The following is a 19,346-nucleotide window of genomic DNA, read 5'->3' on the forward strand; positions in this document are numbered from 1 at the left end:
GGTCAGGCTCCGACGGAGCGCAGCGATTCGGAGGTCAGCGTGAAGTAGCGCGTGCCGATGGCGTCCGACACATGGTAGGCCGCCGTCTCGCACGCCGTGCAGAGATCGACCAGCGCGCCGTACCGCGACTCGGAGCCGGCATCGCAGAGGCGTTCCAGCGCCCAGGTGTCGGGGTCCGGCAGTTCGTAAGACAGCGCGGAGAGCTTGCCCGGCGCGCTGCCCGCGAGCTTGGCGATGCGCTTGCGCAGCGTGTGCGTGACCCAGGCGAGCGAGCGCGGGTTGTCGCCGTCGAGGACCAGCAGGTCGACCAGGGGCGCGACGTCGCGCCGCTGTTGGTAGCGCGCATGGAAGGTGATGGTGCTGTCGAACAGCGCCACCATCGCCTCGAAGCCGGCGACCTCGTGCACCGCGCCGGTTTCGAAGCCGGCCGTGAGCGCGCTCGAAAGAAAGGCCAGCCGTTCGATGTGCCGCCCGATGGACAGCAGGCGCCATGCGTCGTCGCGCGTCATGCGGTCGGTCTGCGCGCCGGTCATCGCGGCCAGCGCGGCGCTCGCGGATTCGAGCAGGCGCAGCGCGGCGCCGGATTCGTAGCCGGCTTCGCCTTCCTCGCCGGTCTGCTCGGCGCTGCTGCGCAGGAAGTCGGCCTCGGCGCGCACGATCTGGTTCCAGTGGTCCTGCGACAGCCGCTCGCGCACTGCGGCGGCCGAGCGCCGGATGCAGCTCAGGCTGAAGCCGACGCTGCCGCCGCGATCGACGTCGCCGAGCTCGGCGATCAGCGCGCGCTCGAACACGCGGCGCGACTTCGGCAGGCTCGGCACCTCGCGCGGCACGAGCGCATTGCGTTCCGCGAGCTGATGGAGCCAGTTCAGCAGCGCACGGGACGAGGCTTCTTCGCCGCCGAGCAGGTCGAGCGTGACGCGCGCGAGGCGCACCGCGTTCTCGGCGCGCTCGGTGTAGCGGCCGAGCCAGAACATGTTCTCCGCCGCGCGGCTGGTGACCGGTGCGCGGTGCCGTGCGAGCGAGGCCGGCGTCGCGTGCGAGTGCAGCAGGGTGGTCATGTCGACTTCGCCGAGCGTCTGCACCCAGACGTCGGCGCTGCTGCCGCCGCGCTGCATCGAGGCGATCTGCGCATCGGGGCCGGCCAGGCGCGCGAGGCCCCCGGCAGCACGCGCCACGACTGCGGGCCGTCACTGATCGCGAAGACGCGCAGCACCACGGCGCGCGGCGCGATGTGGCCCCGTTCGGAGTTCTGCGTCCATGTCGGCATCTGCGACAGCGGCAGGTAGCTCTGCACCGTGTGCTCGTCGCCCTGGCGCATGATGCGGCCGGCCCACTCGTCGAGCTCGCGGCGGCCCATGCGGGTGCCGAGCACCGCGGCGAAGCTGGTGTGCGAATCGTCGCCGGGGTAGGTGGCCTTGATCGCGCAGTCGGAGAGCAGCGGCAGCACCGCTTCCATCGCGGCGCGCTCGCCGCACCACCAGGTGGGCAGTGCGGGAAGTTGCAGCTTCTCGCCCAGCAGGCGGCGCGCGAGCGCGGGCAGGAATCCCAGCAGCGCCGGCGATTCGAGGAAGGCCGAGCCCGGCATGTTGGCGACGAGCACGTTGCCGGCGCGGATCGCCTGCAGCAGCCCGGGCACGCCCAGCGTGGAATCGGGGCGCAGCTCCAGCGGGTCGAGGAACTGGTCGTCCAGCCGCTTGATGAGCCCGTGCACCGGACGCAGGCCCTGCAGCGTCTTCAGGTAGAGGCGCTGGTCGCGCACCGTGAGGTCGCTGCCCTCGACCAGCGTGAGGCCGAGGTAGCGCGAGAGGTAGGCGTGCTCGAAATAGGTTTCGTTGTACGGCCCCGGCGTCAGGAGCGCGATGTGCGGCGGCTGGCCCGCGGGGCACATCTGCTGCAGGCCTTCCATCATGGCGCGGTAGGTCGCGGCCGGGCGCTGCACGTGCAGGTTCTCGAAGGCCTGCGGGAACTGGCGTGCGATCGCAAGGCGGTTCTCCAGCAGGTAGCCGAGACCCGAGGGCGCCTGCGTGCGCTGCGAGACCACCCACCAGTTGCCGTCCGGACCGCGCGCGAGGTCGAAGGCCGCGATGTGCAGCCAGGTGTCGCCGGGCGGCTTCACACCGTGCATGCCGCGCAGATAGCCCGGATTGCCCTGCACCAGCGCAGGCGGCAGCAGTCCTTCGGACAGCAGTTGCTGCGGGCCGTAGACATCGGCCATCACGCGATCGAGCAGGCGCGCGCGTTGCTGCACGCCGGTCTCGATCTGCGCCCAGCTCTCGGGCGAGACGATCAGCGGAAAGAGATCGAGCGACCACGGCCGCTGCGGGCCGTGGGCGGCGTCGGCATAGACGTTGTAGGTGACGCCGTTGTCGCGGATCTGCCGCTCCAGGCTGACGGCGCGGCGCGGCAGGTCGTCGAAGCCGCCGGGACCGAGGTTCTCGAAGAAGCCGGCCCAGGCCGGGGCGAGCGGTGCATGTTCGCCCGGGGCGAGATCGCTCTCGACCGACGCCGGCGCGGCGGGCGGCACCGAGGCTGCGTCATAGAGCGGCGCGGGCTGCGAAGGCGTAGCGGGCCGCGGGGTGCACTGCGGCGTCGCGATGTCGCGCAGCTCGTCGAAATGCCCCGGCGCGGCCGGCGGCGCGAGGGCGGACGCCAGCTCGGCCGGCGCCTCGAGCGCCTGGGCATCGAAGAGTGAGGTGTTCTGTGGGTCCACGTTGGATTATGAGTTCACCCCCAGCCTCGCCCACTTCGTGTGGCTCTGCACCCCTCTCCGGGGGCAACCCCAGCGGCCCGGCATAGCCGGTTCCGCGGGGTTCCTGGATGTTGGGTCGCTACCGCCGCAGGTCCAGGGTATACGGAAACTCCCGGCTGCCGCTGATTTCGATGGTCGCCGGCGGCGTGGTCATCAGGCCCGGCGTGTGACCCATGCGCGAGAAGCGCGCGTGGCGGCGGCTTTCGGCTTCGTAGGCATTCACCGGGAAGGTGTCGTAGTTGCGCCCGCCCGGGTGTGCGACGAAGTACTGGCAGCCGCCGAGCGAGCGCTTCATCCAGGTGTCGACGATGTCGAAGGTCAGCGGCGCATGCACGCCGATGGTCGGATGCAGCGACGAGGGCGGGTTCCATGCCTTGTAGCGCACGCCGGCGACGAACTCGCCCGCGGTACCGGTGGGCTGCAGCGGCAGCACCTGGCCGTTGACGGTGATGACGTGGCGGCTCTCGTTCATGCCGGTGACGCGGATCTCGACGCGCTCGAGCGACGAATCCACGTAGCGCACGGTGCCGCCGGCTGAGCCTTCCTCGCCCATCACGTGCCACGGTTCGAGCGCATTGCGCAGCGACAGCTCCACGCCCATCGCCTGCACCTGCCCGACCAGCGGGAAGCGGAACTCGAAGTGCGGCGCGAACCAGTTCGGATCGAAGGCGAAGCCGGCCTGCCGCATTTCGCTGATCACGTCCTCGAAGTCCATCTTCACGAAGGTGGGCAGGAGGAAGCGGTCGTGCAGCTCGGTGCCCCAGCGGGTCGCCGGCGCGGTGTAGGGCGCATCCCAGAACCGGGCGACGAGCGCGCGCAGCAGCAGTTGCTGCGCGATGCTCATGCGCGCGTGCGGCGGCATCTCGAAGGCGCGCAGTTCGAGCAGGCCGAGGCGGCCGGTGCTGGAGTCGGGCGAGTAGAGCTTGTCGATGCAGAACTCGCTGCGGTGTGTGTTGCCGGTGACGTCGATGAGGATGTTGCGCAGCGTGCGGTCCACCAGCCACGCGGGCATGTTCTGGCCGTGGATCTCGCGGTTGCGCGCGATTTCCTTGAGCGCGATCTCCAGCTCGTAGAGCTGGTCGTTGCGCGCCTCGTCCACGCGCGGCGCCTGGCTCGTGGGGCCGATGAAGAGGCCCGAGAACAGGTAGCTCAGCGAGGGGTGGTTGTGCCAGTACAGCAACAGGCTCGCGAGCAGCTCGGGCCGGCGCAGGAAGGGGCTGTCCGCCGGTGTCGCGCCGCCGAGCACGAAGTGGTTGCCGCCGCCGGTTCCGGTGTGGCGGCCGTCGGTCATGAACTTCTCGGCCGACAGGCGCGATTCGAACGCGGCGTGGTAGAGGAACTCGGTGTGCGCGACCAGTTCGGCCCAGTTGTGCGCGGGATGGATGTTGACTTCGATCACGCCGGGGTCCGGCGTCACCTGCAGCAGCTTCAGGCGCGGATCGCGTGGCGGCGGATAGCCTTCGATGACGATCTTGACGCCGAGCTCCTCGGCGGTGGCTTCGACCGCGGCGAGAAGGTCGAGGTAGTCCTCCAGCCGCGCGAGCGGCGGCATGAAGACGTAGAGCACGCCCGAGGCGCTGCCGATCTTTTCGGCCGCCGGCCCGTTGGCGCGGCGTGGGTCGCGCACTTCGACGCACAGGGCGGTGCGCGTGACCCAGTAGGCGGATTCGCCGCGGCGCGGCTGGCGCGTTCCGGTCGAATCCTGCGCCGCCCCGTCTCGGAGGGCCGCGGCTTCGCCCGGCGACTGCATCCGCAGTGCGGCGGGCGTGGCCTGGGGTGCGCCGAAGTCGTAGGGCACCATGCCGCGATCGGCGTCGCCCGTGCCGAACGTGCCGGCATAGCGCGAGCGGTAGTCGGCCGCGGTCGGCAGGCCGGTGCGCGGCGCGGTCGGGTCGCGCTCGACGAGGTAGGGGTAGTCGCCCTTGCTGGCCCACGGCTGCGAATCGAGCGGCAGGCGCAAGCCCATCGGCGAATCGCCGGGCACGAGGTAGAGCCGGTCGTCACGCAGGAACCACGGGCCGGTCTTCCAGCCGGGGCCGGCGAGGGCGGGCGCGTCGCTGTCGGCGTTCGCGGCCTCGATCGGCAGCATGTAACCGATCACCGCGTCCAGCTTTTGCGTGAACACACGGCGCAGGCGCATGCGCTCCATCTCGTCGTCGAGCTTCGAATCGAAGGGGTCCACGTTCACCGGCAGGCGGCGTTCGCGCCAGAGGTAGTAGTAGACGTCCTCGTAGCCCGGCTGGATATAGCGCTCGGTGAGGCCGAGGCGCCGCGCCAGTGCGTCGGTGAATCGGTGCGCGTCTTCGCTCGTGTAGTTGGTGGGGTGCCGCTCGTCCGCGAACAGCGCGGGGTCGTGCCAGATCCTTTCGCCATCGGCTCGCCAGTAGATCGACAGCGCCCAGCGCGGCAATTGCTCGCCCGGATACCACTTGCCTTGCCCGAAGTGCAGGAAGCCGCCTTCGCCGTATTCGGCGCGCAGCTTGTGGACGAGCTCGGTCGCGTAGCCGCGCTTGGTGGGACCGAGTGCGTCGGTGTTCCATTCGGGCGCGTCGCGGTCGGTGGTGGCGACGTAGGTCGGCTCGCCGCCCATCGTCAGGCGCACGTCGCCGGCCTTCAGGCGTCTGTCCACCGCCTCGCCGAGCGCAAGCACCTCGGCCCACTGTTCCTCGGTGTAGGGCTTGGTCACGCGCGGGGATTCGTAGATGCGGGTGACCTTCATCTCGTGGCCGAAATCGACCTTGGCCTCGTCCACCACGCCTTCGATCGGCGCGGCGCTCGACGGCGTCGGCGTGCAGGCGAGCGGAATGTGGCCTTCGCCGGCCAGGAGGCCCGAGGTGGCGTCGAGGCCGATCCAGCCGGCGCCCGGCAGGTAGACCTCGCACCAGGCGTGCAGGTCGGTGAAATCGACCGTGGTCCCGCTCGGGCCGTCGAGCGATTTCACGTCGGGCGTGAGCTGGATCAGGTAGCCCGAGACGAAGCGCGCCGCGAGGCCGCAATGCCGCAGGAGCTGTACCAGCAGCCAGCCCGAATCGCGGCAGGAGCCCGAACCCTTGGCCAGCGTTTCCTCCGGCGTCTGCACGCCGGGCTCCATGCGGATCAGGTAGTTGACGTCGTTCTGCACCTGCTGGTTCAGGTAGACCAGGAAGTCGATGGTGCGCTGGTCCTTGCGTTCGATCTTGTCCAGGTACGCCTGAACCAGCGGCGTCGGCGCATCGGCGACGAGGTAAGGCGCGAGTTCCTGTGCCTGTGCCTCGGTGTACTTGAACGGGAAGTGCTCGGCCTGCGGTTCGAGGAAGAAATCGAAGGGGTTGTAGACCGCCATCTCGACGACGAGGTCGACCGTGACCTTGAAGGAAGTCGTCTTCTCCGGGAACACCAGCCGCGCGAGGTAATTCGCGAACGGGTCCTGCTGCCAGTTGATGAAGTGCTGCTCGGGCTCGACCCGCAGCGAATAGGAGATCACGTTGCTCCGGCAGTGCGGCGCAGGCCGCAGGCGGATCACCTGCGGGCCCAATTGCACCGGACGGTCGTACTTGTAGTGAGTGACGTGGTGGAGCGCGGCGTGAATGGACATGTTGTTCAGTGCGTCGAGCGTGCCTCGGGTGAGACGCATACTAGCCGACACAGATAGCAATTAGCGCGCCACGAAAGCGTGCTAGGGAGCGGATTGCGGTATGCAGCGATGGGATGTGCGCGGCCTGCGCGTTGTGGTCGCGATGGCGGGTTTCATATTCGGAACGGCGTTGCAGCTGCGGCAGCCGGCGTTGTGGCGCGAAGCCGTCTATGCGGCGCTCGTGGCGGTTGCATTGACCGGGTGGTTTGCATTGCGCCCGCTGGAACGAATGCGGCGCGGCGTGCTCGTGCTGCCGGCGGCGCTGCTGCTCGGCGGCCTGGCCGGCGCCGGGCTCGCGGGCTGGCGTGCGGCGAGCTTTGCGGCCGATGCCTTGCCTGCGGCGCTCGAGGGCCGCGACCTGGTGGTGACCGGCGTGGTCGCGCAAATGCCGCTGCGCAATGAAAGCGGACTGCGCTTCGCACTCGAGATCGAATCGGCGGCGCCCGGCGTGCCGCCGCGCATTTCGCTCGGCTGGTATGCCGACGCTGGCGGCGAATTGCCAGTGGTGCTGCATGCCGGTGAGCGCTGGCGACTGCCGGTGCGGCTGAAGGCGCCTCACGGCACCCTCAACCCGCACGGCTTCGACTACGAGTTGCGCCTCTGGGAGCAGGGCGAGCAGGCGACGGGCTACGTGCGGGCGAAGGTCCGTGATGCTGCGCCGGAGCGCATCGCGGCGACGTGGCGCCATCCCATCGAGCGCGCCCGTGAGGCCGTGCGCGATTCGATCCTGCAACGCATCGCCGATCGCCAGAGCGCGGGCGTGATCGCCGCGCTGGTCACCGGCGACCAGAACGCGATCGAGCGCGCCGACTGGGACGTCTTTCGCGCCACCGGTGTCGCGCACCTCGTGGCGATCTCGGGGTTGCATATCACGATGTTCGCGTGGCTCGCCGCGCTGGCGGTCGAGGCGCTCTGGCGCCGCAGCCGCAGGCTGATGCTTCGCTGGCCGGCGCAGCATGCGGGGCTCGCCGGCGGCGTGGCGCTCGCGGCGCTCTATGCGGCGTTCAGCGGCTGGGGCGTACCCTCGCAGCGGACGGTTTGGATGCTGGCGGTCATCGCGCTGCTTCGCCTCCGCGGTCGGCTCTGGCCGTGGTCGCTGGTCTGGCTCGTGGCCTGCACGGTGGTGGTGGGGATCGACCCGTGGGCCCTGATGCAGCCGGGCTTCTGGCTGAGCTTCGTCGCGGTCGGGGTCCTCTTTGCCGCCGGCACCGGTGCGCCGGACGAGGCGCCCAAGGGCATCGCGGCGCGTGTCTTCCGCCTGCTGCGCGAGCAGTGGGTCGTCACGCTGGCGCTGACGCCGCTCACGCTGCTGCTGTTCCAGCAGATCTCGCTGGTCGGGCTGCCGGCCAACCTGATCGCCATCCCGTGGGTGACGCTGGTGGTCACGCCGCTTTCCATGCTCGGGCTGCTGGCGCCCTGGCTGTGGGAGCTCGCTTCATGGGCCATGCAGGCGCTGTCGTGGGTGTTGCAATGGCTTGCGAACTGGCCGTTCGCGACACTGTCGATGCCGACCCCGCCGCTCTGGATGGCCGTCGCAGGCGTCCTGGGCGGCATCGTGATCGCCATGCGACTGCCCTGGTCGGTTCGCGCGCTGGGGCTGCCGCTGCTGATGCCCGTGCTGCTCTGGCAGCCGCTGCGTCCGGCGTTGGGGGAGTTCGAGCTGCTGGCCGCCGACATCGGGCAGGGCAACGCCGTCCTGGTGCGTACCGCGTCGCACAGCCTGCTGTATGACGCCGGGCCACGGTACAGCCTCGACAGCGATGCCGGCTATCGCGTGCTCGTCCCGCTGCTGCGCGCCTTCGGCGAGCGGTTGGACACCGTCGTCCTGAGCCACCGCGACACGGACCACACCGGCGGCGCGGCGGCGGTGCTGGCCATGCAGCCGCAGGCGAGACTGCTGAGTTCGATCGAGGCGTCGCACCCGTTGCAGGCGCTGCGCGCTGCGGATCGCTGCATCGCCGGGCAGCGCTGGCGTTGGGACGGCGTGGATTTCGAGATCCTTCATCCCGTGGAAAGCGACTACGTCGGCTTCACCAAGCCCAATCCGATCTCCTGTGTGCTGCGAATCTCCAGCGGCGGCGCGACAGCGTTGCTCACGGGCGACATCGAAAAAGCGCAGGAAGCCGCGCTCGTTGCGCGTCATGCCGACCTGTCCGCCAATCTGCTGCTGGTGCCGCACCATGGGAGCAAAACCTCGTCGAGCCCGCTCCTGCTCGACGCGGTGCGCCCGGATATCGCGGTCGTCCAGGCGGGCTGGCGCAACCGGTTCGGGCACCCCGCGGCGGAGGTGGTGCAGCGCTACGTGGATCGCGGCATCCGGCTGATCGACTCGCCGCATTGCGGCGCCGTGACATGGTCCAGCGCGGCGCCGGCCGAAGTGCTTTGCTACAGAAACACCGGGCGCCGCTACTGGCACCACCAGATGGAATGACGATGCGCAAGCCCGCCGTTCAGCCCCCTCGATTGCCCATCTGCCGCCGAGGTTTGGCCTTGAACTTGCTAAGCTATGGTCAAGGAGATTGGTCGTCCATGCACAAATTCGACGAGATGTATGAGCAGGTTCCTTACCACGGCGCTGCCGTCCGGAGCCATTACAAGCGATACGACCAATGGCTCGCGAAGCAACCCGAAGCGGTGATGCGGTCGCGGCGCGAAGAGGCGGAAATGATCTTCCGCCGGGTCGGTATCACCTTCGCCGTCTACGGCGCGAAGGACGAGGACGGGTCGGGCACCGAGCGCCTGATCCCCTTCGATCTCCTGCCGCGCATCATTCCCGCGCACGAGTGGGCTTCGATGGAGAAGGGGCTGGTGCAGCGCGTCACCGCGCTCAACCGCTTCATCCATGACGTCTACCACGACCAGGAAATCATCAAGGCCGGCGTGATCCCCGCCGACCAGATCCTGAAGAATGCGCAGTACCGCCCCGAGATGGCCGGCGTGAAGGTGCCCAACGACGTCTACTCGCACATCTCCGGCATCGACATCGTGCGCGCGCCCGACGCCAGCGGCAACGGCGAGTACTACGTGCTCGAAGACAACCTGCGCGTGCCCAGCGGCGTGAGCTACATGCTCGAGAACCGCAAGATGATGATGCGGCTCTTCCCCGAGCTCTTCAGCCAGAACCGCATCGCGCCGGTCGCGCACTATCCCGACCTGCTGCTCGAAACCCTGCGCGCCTCCGCGCCGCCGGCCACGGCCGAACCGACCGTCGTCGTGCTCACGCCCGGCATGTACAACAGCGCGTACTTCGAGCACGCCTTCCTTGCGCAGCAGATGGGCGTGGAACTGGTCGAAGGGCAGGACCTCTTCGTCAAGGACAACTTCGTCTACATGCGCACCACGCGCGGGCCGAAGCGCGTCGACGTCATCTACCGCCGCGTGGACGACGACTTCCTCGACCCCGAGGTGTTCCGCCCGACTTCGACGCTCGGCTGCGCCGGACTGATGCGCGCCTACCGCGAAGGCAACGTCGTCATCTGCAACGCGGTCGGCACCGGTGTCGCGGACGACAAGTCGATCTACCCGTACGTCCCGAAGATGATCGAGTTCTACCTCGGCGAGACACCGATCCTGAAGAACGTGCCCACCTACATGTGCCGCAACCGGGACGATCTCGACTACACCCTCGCGAACATGAAGGATCTCGTGGTCAAGGAAGTGCACGGCGCTGGCGGCTACGGCATGCTCATCGGGCCCGCCGCGACCCAGGCCGAGATCGAGGACTTCAAGAAGGCGGTGCTTGCCAAGCCCGACGGCTACATCGCGCAGCCGACGCTGAGCCTGTCGAGCTCGCCCACCTTCGTCGACGCCGGCATCGCACCGCGCCACATCGACCTGCGGCCCTTCGTGCTGTCGGCCAAGGAGGTGCAGATGGTGCCCGGCGGCCTCACGCGCGTCGCGCTCAAGGAAGGCTCGCTGGTGGTCAATTCGTCGCAGGGCGGCGGCACCAAGGACACCTGGATCCTCGAAGGCGAGCGCAGCGCCACGCCGCGGTCGCAAGGCCAGTCGCAAACACAGACGCAAACGTCCTGATCGGGAGCCTTCAGATCATGTTGTCACGCACCGCCGATCACCTCTACTGGATGTCGCGCTACACCGAGCGTGCCGAGAACACTGCGCGCATGCTCGACGTCAACTACCAGACCTCGCTGCTGCCGCAATCGGCCGAAGTCGCCAAGTACGGATGGCAGGGGTTGCTGTCGATCAGCGAACTGCTGTCGACGTACAACGAGAAGCACGACCAGATCCTGCCCGACGAAGTGATGGACTTCATGGTCAAGGACGAGACGAATCCATCGTCCATCCTCTCGTGCCTGCGCGCGGCGCGCGAGAACGCACGCGCGGTGCGCGGCGCGCTCACCACCGAGGCGTGGGAAACGCAGAACACCACCTGGCTCGAAGTGAACCGCATGCTGCGTGCCGGTGACCTCGAGCGAGACCCGGCGCAGTTCTTCGAATGGGTGAAGTTCCGCTCGCATCTCTCGCGCGGCGTGACGCTCGGCACCATGCTGCAGGACGAAGCCTTCTATTTCTCGCGCCTCGGCACGTTCCTCGAACGTGCGGACAACACCGCCCGGCTGGTGGACGTGAAGTTCCACGCCCTCAACAGCGAGTTCTTCGGCACCGCGACCGAGGAAGACCAGGAGTACGACTTCTATCACTGGAGCGCGATCCTGCGCAGCGTCTCCGCCTTCGAGGTCTATCGCAAGGTGTATCGCGACGTGATCAAGCCCGAGCGCGTGGCCGAGTTGCTGATCCTGCGCGCCGACATGCCGCGTTCACTGCACGCGAGCCTCGTCGAGGTGGTGAGCAACCTCGACAAGGTGAAGAACGACCAGAGCGCCGAGACGCAGCGCCGCGCGGGCAAGCTGCTGGCCGACCTCCAGTACGCGACGGTGGACGAGATCCTCGCGACCGGGCTGCATGCCTACCTCACGCAGTTCCTCGATCGCGTGAACGAGTTGGGATGGCGCATCAGCCAGGACTTCCTCGTCCCGGCCCAATGACACTGCGGACTTGAAGCGAAGGCCGGCGAACTCCCCAAGGGTCGCCGGCCTTCGCATTTCTGTGCATTGTTCGGCACAAGCGGCCATTGTCGAAGCGCTTTGACAATGCTTCACGATGGTGCGCGAGGGCCTGGGGTATCGTCGCCAGAGGTGATTGCAGTATGAGGGAGGCAGCGCATGCAAAAAGCGCGCAAAGAAGATCCTGGCGTTGGTTCATGTCGGTGTCGTGTCGGCAGTCGGATGCTGCAGATCCCGTCAACCTTGCTGTTGGCGAAAGAGCTGAACGACCAACTTGTCGCGTGGGGACCGCCTCGCAGCAAAGGGCGCCTCGAGCTCGATGTGCTCGCGATCCATGTGCTGCTCTCGCAATGGGGTGTGCTGCTCGACGAGCGCGACATCGAGCGCACGTCGTCCCGTCGTGGCGACGTCATGAAGGTCTCGCTGAGCTTCCTCCCGTGGTGGGACGAAGCCTTTGTGAATCGCCTGTACGAAAAAACGCAGGATGACGTGAGGAAGGGGCTGGCCGAGCGTCATGACGATCAATACGGGCTCGAGATCTATACCGGCACTGCGCGCTCGCATTTTTGCTACGAGGCCAGCGACGGCTCCTCGGTCGTGATCTACCGCGTCCCGATGCCGAATGGCCTGACCGGCTGCCGGGTGGCTGTCGTGCTGTGGGCCGGCTACGAACTGGGCTACACGCTGCCGGTGGACTACCTGCCCGAATGGCGCAGGATCGATCAAGGACTGAGGACGCTCTTCAACGGCTTCGTCGTCGAGCAATAGCGTGTCGCTCAGACCAGTGTCGCCCTGCGCACCGCCTGGTCCCATCGCGCCAGTGCTTCCTCGGCCATGGGGCGGCTCAGGGTCGGCGTGAAACGGCGCTCCGCGCGCCACAGCTTGGAGAGCTCGCTGACGTCGCCGTAGAAGCCCGTTGAAAGTCCCGCGAGGTATGCCGCGCCAAGCGCGGTGGTTTCGGTCACCTCCGGCCGCACCACCGGAATCCCCAGCAGATCGGCCTGGAACTGCATCAGCAGGTTGTTCACGCACGCGCCGCCATCCACGCGCAACTCGGCCACCGGCGTCCCGCCGGCGGCGACCGCATCGCGGCTCATCGCCTGCAGCAATGCGGCGCTCTGGTAGGCGATGCTCTCCAGCGCGGCCCGCGCGATGTGCGCCACCGTGGTGCCGCGCGTGAGGCCGGTGATGATGCCGCGCGCCTCCGCGTCCCAGTAGGGTGCACCGAGCCCGGTGAAGGCGGGCACCATCATCACGCCGCCCGCGTCGGGCACGCTTTCGGCCAGCGCCTGCACGTGCGCGCTGCCCGGGATGGCCTTGAGCCCGTCGCGCAGCCACTGCACCACCGCGCCGCCGACGAACACGCTGCCTTCCATCGCGTACTGCGGCATCGCGGTGGTCTGCGCGGCGCTGGTCACGAGCAGGCCGTTGTGCGATGGCTGGAAGTCGCCGCCGGTGTGCATCAGCATGAAGCAACCGGTGCCATAGGTGTTCTTCGCCATCCCGGCCTCGAAGCAGGCACTGGCCGAAGAGGGCGGCTTGCTGGTCGCCTGCCACGCCGCCGATCGGCAGCGCGCCACCGAAGAGGCCCGCCGCGGTGTCCGCGAAATGCGTGCTCGACGGCCTCACCTCGGGCATCAGCGATGCAGGAATGTCCAGCGCCTTCAGCAACTCGGCATCCCACTGGTTGGTGTGCACGTTGAAGAGCATCGTGCGCGAGGCGTTGCTCACGTCCGTGACGTGGACCGCGCCGCCGGTGAGCTGCCAGATGAGCCAGCTGTCGATGGTGCCGAAGGCCAGCTCGCCGCGCTCCGCCTGCGCGCGCACGCCGGGCACGTTGTCGAGCAGCCAGCGCAGCTTGGTGCCCGAGAAATAGGCGTCGATCACGAGCCCGGTCTTCTCCTGGATCGTGCCTGCCATGCCGTCCTCGCGCAGCCGCGCGCACAGCGGCTCGGCGCGGCGGTCCTGCCAGACGATCGCGTGATGCACCGGCTGCCCGGTCTTGCGGTTCCACACCACCGTGGTCTCGCGCTGGTTCGTGATGCCGATCGCGTGGATGTCGTTAGCGGTCAGCTTCGCCTTGGCGAGCACGTCGCGCGCGGTGGCGAGCTGGTCGTTCCAGATCGCCATCGCGTCGTGCTCCACCCAGCCGGGCTGCGGATAGATCTGCGTCAGCTCGCGCTGCGCGATGGCGACGATGCGGCTGTCGCGGTCGAACACGATGCTGCGTGAGCTCGATGTGCCCTGGTCGAGGGCGAGCAGGTAGGTCATGAGGTGGTCCTTCAGTGTTCCCGGGCGATGACGCAACGCACCTGCGCGCGTTCGATGAGCTCCGGGAAGGGCGGTGGCGGCTCCGCATCGGTGAACAGGCAATCGATCTGCGAGAGCTTCGCCAGTTCGATCATTGCAGGCCGGTTGAACTTGCTCGCATCGGCGGCCAGCCACACCTCGCGCGCCTGCGCGATGATGGTCTGCGCCACCTTCACCTCGCGCAGATCGAAGTCGCGCAGCGTGCCGTCGGCCTCGATGCCCGACACGCCGATCAGCGCGATGTCGACCTTGAACTGCCGGATGAAATCCACCGTGGCCTCGCCGACGATCGCGCGGTCGCGCGGCCGCACCGAGCCGCCCGCCACGATCACCTCGCAGCGGGGATTGCCGCTCAGGATCGTCGCCACATTGAGGTTGTTGGTAATCACGCGCAGCCCGGTGTGCCCGAGCAGCGCCTTGGCGATCGCCTCGGTGGTGGTGCCGATGTTGAGGATCAGCGAGCAGTCGTTCGGCACCTTGGCCGCCACCGCGCGCGCGATGCGCGCCTTGCCCTCGGCATGCAGGGTCTCGCGCTGCTGGTAACCGATGTTCTCGGTGGTCGAGCTCGGCACACGCACGCCGCCATGAAAACGCGCGAGCAGCCCTTCGTCGGCCAGCCGCTGCACGTCGCGGCGCACGGTCTGCAGGGTGACGCCGAGCATGTGGGCCAGCTCGTCGACGTGGATCGACCCGCGCGAGCGCACGGTGTTCAGCAGTTTGAGTTGTCTGGGATTGGAATTCACGGAGGCACGCGCAGCGCAAGGCGCGAACGAATTTAAAACGAAAAGAAACGAATGGACTTTAGGGTAAACGCCGACGAAAATCGCACCTTAAGGAACCAATATGAAAATATTCGAACACGAATATCCTTCGAATCGCGCTTCGCGTCACCCTGCCGACCCCTCCGCCGCACCAGAAACCGACGGCGACGTCCTGATCATCGGCGACGTCCTGATCATCGGCGGCGGCATCAATGGCTGCGGCATCGCGCGTGACCTCGCGGGGCGCGGCTGGCGCGTCATCCTCTGCGAGAAGGACGATCTTGCGGCCCACACATCCTCGTCGTCCACCAAGCTGATCCACGGCGGCCTGCGCTACCTCGAGTACTACGAATTCTCGCTCGTGCGAAAGGCGCTGCAGGAGCGCGAAGTGCTGCTGAAAAGCGCGCCGCACATCATGTCGCCGCTGCGCTTCGTCATGCCGCACGACCCCTCGATGCGCCCCGCGTGGATGATCCGCATCGGCCTCTTCCTGTACGACCACCTCGCCCGGCGCGAGGTGCTCCCTGGTTCGCGCAGCATCGATCTGCGAAAGCACCCGGCCGGCGAACCGCTCAAAAGCGCGTTCAAACGCGGCTTCGTTTATTCGGATGGCTGGGTGGACGATGCGCGCCTCGTGGTGCTGAACGCGCTCGACGCGCGCCAACGCGGCGCCGAAGTGCTCACCCGCACCCGATGCGTGAGCGCGCAGCGCAGTGCAGACCAGTGGACGGCCGTGCTCGAAGGCCCCGAAGGGCAACGCACCGTGCGCGCCCGCGCGGTCGTGAACGCGGCGGGCCCGTGGGCCGAAGCCTTCCTGCGCGGCGTGGCGCGCTCGGCGCACGACGAGGCGCTCGCCACGCGGCACCTGCGGCTGGTCAAGGGCAGCCACATCGTCGTGCCGCGCGTGTTCGTCCACGACCACGCCTACATCTTCCAGAACCCCGACAAGCGGATCATCTTCGCCATCCCGTACCAGGACGACTTCACGCTGATCGGCACCACCGACATCGAACTCGCGGGCGACGACCCCGGCGCGGCGCGCATCGGCGACGACGAGATCGACTACCTCTGCACGCAGGCCAGCCGCTATTTCGAGAAGCCGATCAGGCCCTCGGACGTGGTCTGGACCTACTCCGGCGTGAGGCCGCTGCTCGACGACGCCTCGGGCGATCCGTCCGCCGTCACGCGCGACTACCTGCTCGAACCCAACACCGCCGCCGCGCCGCTGCTGTCGGTGTGGGGCGGCAAGATCACCACCTTCCGCAAGCTCGCCGAAGACGCCGCCGATGAAGTCGGCCGCATGCTCGGCGATGCGCGCGAACCGTGGACCGAAGGCGCCTTCCTCGCGGGCGGCGATCTGTCGGCGTGGATCGGCCCGACGAGCCGTACGTCACGTCCCGATGAAGACTTCGAGCGCTTCGTCGCCGAAGTGCAGAAGCGATATCCGTGGCTCGATACCGGCATCGCGCGCCGCCCGGCGCGTGCCTACGGCGCTCGCATCACCGAAGTCGTCGGCGACGCACGCTCGATGGACGACCTCGGCCCCGCGGTCGCCCCCGGCCTGCACGAACGCGAGTTGCGCTACCTGCAGAAGGAGGAATGGGCGCGCAGCGGCGACGACGTGCTCTGGCGCCGCTCCAAGCTCGGCCTGCGCTACACCCGCGCCGAGCGCGAGCAGGTCGATGCGTGGATGCGGGCGCATGAGACCGGCCAGGAAGAGGTCGGTTCCGCTGTCACCTGACCGCGTCTTTCTTCGTTAGACCGACCGCATCCGCCCGAGGGTTGCCATGATCGCTTGCATGCGCCGGTCGAATTCGGCTTCGACGATGGCGATCAGCAGGAGGAGCTCGGGTGCGTGGATGTCGCACTCTGCGGAGCCTTCCCTTTGGGCCAGGGCGACGAGCTTGCGCAGGTAGATCGTGACGTGCAGGGCTTCGCGCACGGCCAGGGCTTCGGCGTCGGCTTGCGCGAACGGTGCGGCGCGATCGCTGTCTCTGAACGAGTCGTCGCAAGCGGGGGAGGGTGCGGGGGCGCGCGAGCGCGCAAAAGGGTGTGCCATGAATGGCCTCCAAGGGGTGCAGTTTCAAAAACCGCCGCCCTCGCTGTCAGTCGATGGCGGCAGCTCGAACGGGTTGACAGACCGGGCACCCCTTGCGAGAACCGGCAGGGCGTGAGCCCTCCCGTCCGAGCCGCCATAAAAGCAAACACGAACGAAAAAGCCGCAGGTCCTGCGTAGAGAGTCCTGCGGCTTTCTCCGCAGGGGTGCTATGGGCTGTCAAACCCGGTCACGCCGATTTGGCGTGACTTGTGGAGTATAGGAGGCGAGGGTGTTTAAGGGCTGTGATGCAGCGAAAGCGCCCGGTCAGCGTAACGCCCCCCACAGGCAGTTGACCGGTTGCGGAAGTTCAGAGGAGCAAGGTTTTTGGATCATTGCGAGTGGCAGCACCGCGCCCATGGACTAAACCGCTGCCGCGGTAGCCCGCCGCCAAGACCGTGGGGTCAATCTGTCATCGCGCCCCTGTCAATGTGCGGTGCGAGGCAATCCGCCTCGTCCTCTGACAGGAGCACGACCATGACTGCATCCACCCAAGCCATCTCGCCCTTGCGCCAGCGCATGCTCGATGACATGCGTCTGCGCAAGCTCGGGCCCAAGACTCAGACCTCCTATATCCGCGCAGTTCGGTATCTCGCCGCCTTCTTGCAGCGCTCCCCGGACACCGCCACCGCAGAAGACCTGCGGCGTTTCCAGTTGCACATGGCCGAACGGGGCGTATCGGCCATCACGATCAACGCGACCATCACGGCCTTGCGGTTCTTCTTCGACGTCACGCTCGGCCGCGATGACGCGACGGCCAAGATGAGCTATGTGCGCGTTCCGCAGAGGCTGCCGGTGGTGCTCAGCCATGAGGAAGCTGTACGCCTCATCGCCGCAGCATCCAACCTCAAGTACCAGACCGCACTGTCCATCGCCTATGGCACTGGACTGCGCGTGGGCGAGATCGTCGCATTGAAGGTCGACGACATCGACAGCCAGCGCATGACGCTGCGCGTCGAACAAGGAAAGGGGCAGAAGGACCGCTATGCGATGCTCTCGCCCGTCCTGCTTGAACTGCTGCGCGCATGGTGGCGGCTGGCTCATTCGCAGGGCAAGATGCTGCCCCACGGGTGGCTGTTCCCGGGCATGGATCCGCTCAACCCGTTGACCGCGCGCCAGCTCAATCGCGCCGTGGTCGCTGCCACGGAGCGAGCCGGCATCGACAAGCGCGTGTCGATGCACACGCTGCGGCACAGCTTCGCCACGCACCTGCTGGAGCAGAAGGTGGACATCCGCGTGATCCAGGTGTTGCTGGGCCACAAGAAGTTGGAGACCACGTCCGTCTATACCCACGTGGGCACCAGGATGCTGCGCGAAGTCGTCAGCCCACTGGACGCGCGTTGCGCCTAAGCACGCGTCCATGGCGCACGGCGCCTTGGAGGTCGCCGACATCTTCCGTACCCACGGTCCCGCTTGGCGCAACGCACAGCGCAGCCACCTGAGCCTGGGCCAGCTCAAGGTCATGTCGGCCGTTGAACAGTGCCGCAGCGCGGCGCTGGGAGGTCACGTGCTGCGTTGCGAAGGCTGCGGGCAAGAACAGATCGCCTACAACTCGTGCCGCAACCGGCATTGCCCGAAGTGCCAAGCGAGCGCGGCAAAACGCTGGTTGGATGCTCGGCAGGCCGATCTGCTGCCGGTGGACTACTACCACGTCGTCTTCACCTTGCCGGCGCCGATCAGCGCCTTCGCGTACTGCAACAAGGCCGTGATCTATGCGCTGTTGTTCGACGTCGCCGCCGAGACCCTGCTGACCATTGCGGCGGATCCGAAGCATCTCGGCGCAAGCATCGGAGCCACTCTGGTGCTTCACACGTGGGGATCATCACTGACGCACCACCCGCACGTCCATGGCGTCGTCCCCGGCGGTGGTCTGTCGCCCGACGGCGAACGTTGGATCGCCTGCAGGCCGGGATTCTTCCTGCCCGTTCGCGTGCTGTCGCGCCTGTTCCGACGGCGCTTCCTCGAAGAGCTGGAGGATCTGCACCGGGCGGGCCGCCTGCGGTTCTTCGGTGAGCACGCTGCGCTGGCCGATGCGCAGGCCTTCACAGAGTGGCTTGCACCGCTGCGCAGATGCGAATGGGTGGTCTACGCCAAGCGGCCGTTCGCCGGGCCCGAGGCCGTGTTGGCTTACCTGTCGCGCTACACGCACAGGGTGGCCATCTCCAACAGCCGATTGATCTGCCTCGATGAACGCGGCGTCACCTTCCGCTGGAAGGACTATCGGGCCAAGGGCCACACGCGCCTGAAGACGATGACGCTCGGGCCGGACGAGTTCATGCGCCGCTTCCTGCTGCACGTGTTGCCCACCGGCTTCCATCGCATCCGCCACTACGGGCTGCTGGCCAATGGCGCACGCACCGCCAATCTGGCGCTTGCTCGCCAGTTGCTGCAGGTCAGGACCGTCCCGCAGCCAGAAGATGACTCCAGCGGCGTGCCGGCAACCTTCTCTTGCCCGCACTGCGGCCACCCGATGGTGGTTCTGGCGAACTTCACGCGGGGCGCCCCCATCGTCGCGCAACAGGCTCGACCGCCATGACGAAAGGTTGGAGTCATCACGCTCTTGCGCATCATCTGCCAGCGCCGATGTGGTGCGGCCTTGCCTGTGACCTGAAAACCGCGTCGGAGCACGCATCACTCGCCATGCAACGCGGAAGTGCCAGGAGCAATTCGCGACCCCTTGCTGCCGCCATCAGGCAGTCCGTCGCGTCCTCGCCCATCTTCACCACACGAGCCGAGGCTCGAATCGCCATAGCTGCGCGCCTCCATCAGCTCTTGCATTGAGTGCCGCGGTTTC

10 protein-coding genes and 2 pseudogenes are annotated in these 19,346 nt (G+C 67.6%); 7 read left to right on the top strand and 5 right to left on the bottom strand.

Annotated features, from left to right (window positions below; genetic code table 11):
• Positions 1–2: 2 nt before the first annotated feature.
• Positions 3–2,710: pseudogene (locus ACQ858_RS06055) on the bottom strand (circularly permuted type 2 ATP-grasp protein).
• 118 nt (positions 2,711–2,828) lie between these two features.
• Positions 2,829–6,323, bottom strand: a complete 3,495-nt coding sequence (locus ACQ858_RS06060) for a DUF2126 domain-containing protein (RefSeq protein WP_431275855.1) — start codon at positions 6,321–6,323, stop codon at positions 2,829–2,831.
• A gap of 100 nt (positions 6,324–6,423) precedes the next feature.
• On the opposite strand from ACQ858_RS06060, the gene ACQ858_RS06065 reads away from it, so the two are divergent.
• The 4 genes from ACQ858_RS06065 to ACQ858_RS06080 all read left to right on the top strand — a co-directional run bounded on the left by ACQ858_RS06065 (position 6,424) and on the right by ACQ858_RS06080 (position 12,154).
• The gene (locus ACQ858_RS06065) at positions 6,424–8,793 is read left to right on the top strand and encodes a DNA internalization-related competence protein ComEC/Rec2 (RefSeq protein WP_431275856.1); all 2,370 of its coding nucleotides are present in this window, start codon (positions 6,424–6,426) and stop codon (positions 8,791–8,793) included.
• A 98-nt stretch (positions 8,794–8,891) separates the two neighbouring features.
• Entirely contained in the window at positions 8,892–10,394 is a 1,503-nt protein-coding gene (locus ACQ858_RS06070) for a circularly permuted type 2 ATP-grasp protein (protein ID WP_431275857.1), read from the top strand.
• Positions 10,395–10,411: 17 nt separating this feature from the next.
• Positions 10,412–11,368 (top strand): alpha-E domain-containing protein, encoded by a 957-nt coding sequence (locus ACQ858_RS06075; protein WP_431275858.1) that lies wholly within the window; start codon positions 10,412–10,414, stop codon positions 11,366–11,368.
• A gap of 177 nt (positions 11,369–11,545) precedes the next feature.
• Complete coding sequence (locus ACQ858_RS06080; protein ID WP_431275859.1) at positions 11,546–12,154, top strand: hypothetical protein; 609 nt, start codon at positions 11,546–11,548, stop codon at positions 12,152–12,154.
• A gap of 8 nt (positions 12,155–12,162) precedes the next feature.
• On the opposite strand, the pseudogene glpK reads toward ACQ858_RS06080, so the two are convergent.
• A pseudogene (gene glpK / locus ACQ858_RS06085) lies at positions 12,163–13,657 on the bottom strand (glycerol kinase GlpK).
• Positions 13,658–13,668: 11 nt separating this feature from the next.
• Entirely contained in the window at positions 13,669–14,439 is a 771-nt protein-coding gene (locus tag ACQ858_RS06090) for a DeoR/GlpR family DNA-binding transcription regulator (RefSeq protein ID WP_431275860.1), read from the bottom strand.
• Between the two features lie 100 nt (positions 14,440–14,539).
• On the opposite strand from ACQ858_RS06090, the gene glpD reads away from it, so the two are divergent.
• The gene (glpD, locus tag ACQ858_RS06095) at positions 14,540–16,198 is read left to right on the top strand and encodes a glycerol-3-phosphate dehydrogenase (protein WP_431275861.1); all 1,659 of its coding nucleotides are present in this window, start codon (positions 14,540–14,542) and stop codon (positions 16,196–16,198) included.
• A gap of 15 nt (positions 16,199–16,213) precedes the next feature.
• On the opposite strand, the gene ACQ858_RS06100 is transcribed toward glpD, so the two are convergent.
• A complete protein-coding gene (locus tag ACQ858_RS06100) occupies positions 16,214–16,516 on the bottom strand; it encodes a hypothetical protein (RefSeq protein ID WP_431275862.1) in 303 nt (100 codons plus the stop codon).
• Between the two features lie 513 nt (positions 16,517–17,029).
• Between ACQ858_RS06100 and ACQ858_RS06105 the strand changes: the two genes are divergently transcribed.
• Together ACQ858_RS06105 and ACQ858_RS06110 are read left to right on the top strand one after the other, a co-directional pair.
• A complete protein-coding gene (locus ACQ858_RS06105) occupies positions 17,030–17,902 on the top strand; it encodes a tyrosine-type recombinase/integrase (protein ID WP_431275863.1) in 873 nt (290 codons plus the stop codon).
• A 10-nt stretch (positions 17,903–17,912) separates the two neighbouring features.
• Positions 17,913–19,088: an IS91 family transposase gene (locus ACQ858_RS06110; protein WP_431275864.1), complete on the top strand. Its 1,176-nt coding sequence runs from the start codon at positions 17,913–17,915 to the stop codon at positions 19,086–19,088.
• The last annotated feature ends 258 nt before the right edge of the window (positions 19,089–19,346 follow it).

Source organism: Variovorax ureilyticus (genome assembly GCF_050632185.1).
Taxonomy (GTDB): Bacteria; Pseudomonadota; Gammaproteobacteria; order Burkholderiales; family Burkholderiaceae_C; genus Variovorax; species Variovorax ureilyticus_A.

Coding starts and splice junctions, on each gene's coding strand:
- ACQ858_RS06060 (WP_431275855.1), bottom strand. CDS start 6,323: ATGTCCATTCACGCCGCGCTCCACCACGTCACTCACTACAAGTACGAC.
- ACQ858_RS06065 (WP_431275856.1), top strand. CDS start 6,424: ATGCAGCGATGGGATGTGCGCGGCCTGCGCGTTGTGGTCGCGATGGCG.
- ACQ858_RS06070 (WP_431275857.1), top strand. CDS start 8,892: ATGCACAAATTCGACGAGATGTATGAGCAGGTTCCTTACCACGGCGCT.
- ACQ858_RS06075 (WP_431275858.1), top strand. CDS start 10,412: ATGTTGTCACGCACCGCCGATCACCTCTACTGGATGTCGCGCTACACC.
- ACQ858_RS06080 (WP_431275859.1), top strand. CDS start 11,546: ATGCAAAAAGCGCGCAAAGAAGATCCTGGCGTTGGTTCATGTCGGTGT.
- glpD (WP_431275861.1), top strand. CDS start 14,540: ATGAAAATATTCGAACACGAATATCCTTCGAATCGCGCTTCGCGTCAC.
- ACQ858_RS06100 (WP_431275862.1), bottom strand. CDS start 16,516: ATGGCACACCCTTTTGCGCGCTCGCGCGCCCCCGCACCCTCCCCCGCT.
- ACQ858_RS06105 (WP_431275863.1), top strand. CDS start 17,030: ATGACTGCATCCACCCAAGCCATCTCGCCCTTGCGCCAGCGCATGCTC.
- ACQ858_RS06110 (WP_431275864.1), top strand. CDS start 17,913: ATGGCGCACGGCGCCTTGGAGGTCGCCGACATCTTCCGTACCCACGGT.